Genomic DNA, 3,370 nt, shown 5'->3' with positions numbered 1-3,370 from the left:
GAATTAGTCGTTTTCACTGCTGTTGAAAACGGCAAGGGTAAAACAACTGGCGATGGAGTAATTGGTTTGTCTACTTCTCTGATTGCAGCGGGTGTTCCGACTGCGATCGTGCCTTTGTGGTCTGCGCCAGATGCTCCCACAGGTGCGTTAATGAGTGAATTTTACAAGCAGTTGAAGCAGAACGACGATAAAGCCAAAGCCTTGCGCCAAGCCATGCTCAAAATTAAGCAACAAAATCCCAATCCCAAAGACTGGGCAGGATTCACCTTAATTGGGGAACCCAGATAACTATCGCGGTTAGTATATACAAATATTTTTCGCGCGAAGGCGCAAAGGCGCAAAGACGAGACAGCGCCTTTGCGGGGAGGGGTTCTTCCCAGATTGCTGAATGAGGGGCGATATGGCTATGCTTCCTTATCTTTGAGCTGGAAGGTTTTCCGAAACACCCACTGCATAAAGCCAGGAAACATATTGTAAGAGGCTTTCGATAGATTGGCGGAACCGACCAACACCTCAGCCCGCTGATGCTTCACCGCCTCCCAAATTGCCTTTGCCACATCCTCCGGCTTCTCCACCACTGGGGTACTCAGCACCAGATCGAGCTGATCTCGACGCGCTTGGGCATCTTCTACATTCTTACCTCCAAAGATTGCCCGTTCCATCAAACTACTCTTGATTAGATTCGGGTAAATCCCACAAACATGAATGCCTTTGGGTGCGAGTTCTGAGTGCAGCGCTTCGGTCAATCCAGTTACCGCAAACTTGCTGGTATTGTAAGGCACAAGATAAGGAACGGGGACTTTGCCGCCGATAGAACTCAGATTAACAATCGTGCCCTGTTTTCGCTCTAGAAAATGAGGTAATAGGGCGTGAATCGTATGAATATATCCCCACAGGTTGAGGTCTATCGTCTGGTGCCAATCGTCTAGGGAAAACGAGTCTGCTGGCCCGGATATATAACGACCTGCATTATTGATTAGGACATCGATAGCGCCATATTCTTCCAGCGCCTTCTCAACCAGGCTTTTCACCTGTTCTGGGTCTCTCACATCGGTGGGAACAGCTAGGGCTTTTCGACCGAGCGATCGCACTTCCTGTGCTGCCGCTTCCAAGCGGTCAGCCTGACGCGCCGCCATTACTAAGTCATATCCTTTCTGGGCAAACAAGAGAGCAGTTGCTTTGCCGATGCCTTGAGAAGCACCTGTAATTAGTACTGTGGAAGCCATACGGTTATTTCAAATAATAGTGCTTTGCTCTCTAAGTTTGTTCAACAAAAATGGGGAAATCCTCTAGCTTTCGTCAGAGTTTTTGATAAAAACTGCTGTAGTTCTGCTCACATAAACCTGATGAACTTTGTGATATAAATTACTTTGTCTAAAACCCCTTACATCTTCCTTGAGAATTAAATGCAGTTTGGGACTATAGACAGAGAGCAGAGATTAATGGGGTAGTTAGGATGTATGCGTAATCAATTTGTTAAGGAATGTAAACGATGCAGACTCGCCCTACTGATTTACCACCTGTTGCTAGCGCCTACAATGGCAAAGACCGCAATGCCTTTCTGTTTGGCTGGAATCCTCAAGCTGAGCTATGGAACGGACGCTTGGCGATGATCGGCTTTTTAGCTTACCTACTTTGGGATTTTGCAGGCTACAGCGTCGTTCGGGACGTGCTGCACCTGGTTTCCTATACCCGCTAATGACTGACTTGCAAGATTCGTCTGGCTGGCAGTTGTAGATAAAGGCTTCATCTGCCAGCCAGACAGTCAAATATCCGATGAAGTTGCCACTGAGGTGCAGTCAGAGGCGGCGGTTAAACGTCTCTGGTTCGGATCGCAGTACCAGCTATCCTTTACAATAGTTATATTATTTTTACAGTATTTAACAAAAAGGAAGCGCTATCTCATCCAGACACCGAGCATCAACAGGTTTTCTTCCCAGAGGGACTTGCACTCAACCGATTTTTGAAGGATGAGTATCGTTGTAAACCAAGCGCGATCGCGGGTTCTTCAGGATAAGGTAGCGATCGCTTCGCTATTAGCTCCTAAATTTTTGCTCGAAAGGAAAGCTACAAATTTATACAAGCATGATTCAGCTCGAACACGCACCTCTGCAACAAGCGAAACTTCCGCGAATACAAAGAAGTGAAAATCCAATTATTGGACTTGTAATTGCTTTTACTATTATTGGCATCTGGGCAAGCAGTCTGGTTTTCTTGATGTCTCTTGACTGGTCGCAAATTCCTACAGTGTGGAGAATCCCCGCGATCGTTTGGCAAATGTTTCTGTATACAGGATTATTCATTACTGCCCATGATGCAATGCATGGAGTGGTATTTCCTCAAAACCGTAAAATTAATAACTTGATTGGTTCATTCGTTTTATTGTTATATGGATTCTTTTCTTTTGACGAGTTATTGAAAAAGCATGGGGTACACCACCAGCACCCAGCAAGCGAATTCGATCCGGATTTTCATAACAGTCAGCATAAAAACTTTTTTGCCTGGTACTTTCACTTTATGAAAGGTTATTGGAGCTGGAAACGCTTGTTTGCTTTAATGGCTTTCTATAACCTGATTGCTTTCACCCTGCCGATCCCCGAATTGAATTTGACTTTATTTTGGGTGATTCCTTCAATTTTAAGTTCGGTACAGTTATTCTTTTTCGGTACTTTCCTGCCTCATCGAGAGCCACAAGAGGGTTATACAGATCCTCATCGCGCCAAAACCAATGCTCTGCCAGTTTTCTGGTCATTTATCACCTGTTATCATTTTGGCTACCACGAGGAACATCACGAACATCCTCATCTTCCTTGGTGGCAGCTACCAGAAGCTTACAGAATGAATCAGACCTCTAGTTGACAAATCACCGTTTGTACTGCCAATTGCCATTGTAAATAGATAGAAGGGGCGTATTAGATACGCCCCTTTTTTATTACTTCTTAATCGGTAATTTTTTAGGTGGTGGGAGACTATTTTTCTTTTTCTCTTCCAATTTTTGTTCTTCCAACTTCTTTTCTTCTAATTTTTGCGTTGCTAGGGTTTTGTTTTCCAACGCTAAAGTGTTTTTTGGATCGAGTTTCAACACTTCATCAAAGACAGCGATCGCTTCTTCTAACCGATCTAACAACAAGAGGGCAACCCCTCGACCGGCAAGACTATTCGCATCATTGGGCGTAATGCGAATTGCCTGGGCGTAAGCGGCGATCGCTTCTTCATACCGTTCTAAAGCGACTAACACGACGCCTCGGTTATACCAAGCTTGTGATAATTCAGGATTGAGGCTAATCGCGCGATCGCTAGAAGCGAGGGCTTCGGGGTTTCTTCCCAAATGCCATAGCACCACCGTTCGGTTCGCCCAGATATCGGCAAG

The 3,370-nt window shown here is 45.2% G+C and carries 5 protein-coding genes; 3 read left to right on the top strand and 2 right to left on the bottom strand.

Annotation, left to right across the window (positions count from 1 at the left end; all coding sequences use genetic code 11):
* Positions 1-288 (top strand): CHAT domain-containing protein (locus tag H6F50_RS25200; RefSeq protein ID WP_190430801.1); only part of this gene is annotated, 288 nt, incomplete at its 5' end.
* Positions 289-404: 116 nt separating this feature from the next.
* Here H6F50_RS25200 and H6F50_RS25195 read toward each other — a convergent pair.
* Positions 405-1,226, bottom strand: coding sequence for an SDR family oxidoreductase (locus tag H6F50_RS25195; protein WP_190430800.1), 822 nt, complete (start codon positions 1,224-1,226; stop codon positions 405-407).
* Between the two features lie 266 nt (positions 1,227-1,492).
* Between H6F50_RS25195 and H6F50_RS25190 the strand changes: the two genes are divergently transcribed.
* Together H6F50_RS25190 and crtW are read left to right on the top strand one after the other, a co-directional pair.
* Positions 1,493-1,699, top strand: a complete 207-nt coding sequence (locus tag H6F50_RS25190; protein WP_190410163.1) for a chlorophyll a/b-binding protein — start codon at positions 1,493-1,495, stop codon at positions 1,697-1,699.
* A gap of 386 nt (positions 1,700-2,085) precedes the next feature.
* Positions 2,086-2,859: a beta-carotene ketolase CrtW gene (crtW, locus tag H6F50_RS25185; RefSeq protein ID WP_190430799.1), complete on the top strand. Its 774-nt coding sequence runs from the start codon at positions 2,086-2,088 to the stop codon at positions 2,857-2,859.
* 73 nt (positions 2,860-2,932) lie between these two features.
* Here crtW and H6F50_RS25180 read toward each other — a convergent pair.
* A partial coding sequence (locus H6F50_RS25180; RefSeq protein ID WP_190430798.1) for a tetratricopeptide repeat protein occupies positions 2,933-3,370 on the bottom strand: 438 nt, incomplete at its 5' end.

The sequence above is a fragment of the Coleofasciculus sp. FACHB-712 genome, from assembly GCF_014695635.1.
In the GTDB taxonomy this organism is placed as follows: Bacteria; Cyanobacteriota; Cyanobacteriia; order Cyanobacteriales; family FACHB-T130; genus FACHB-T130.
Note: the sequence above shows the minus strand (reverse complement) of the source record. Positions and strands in the feature narration are given on the sequence as shown.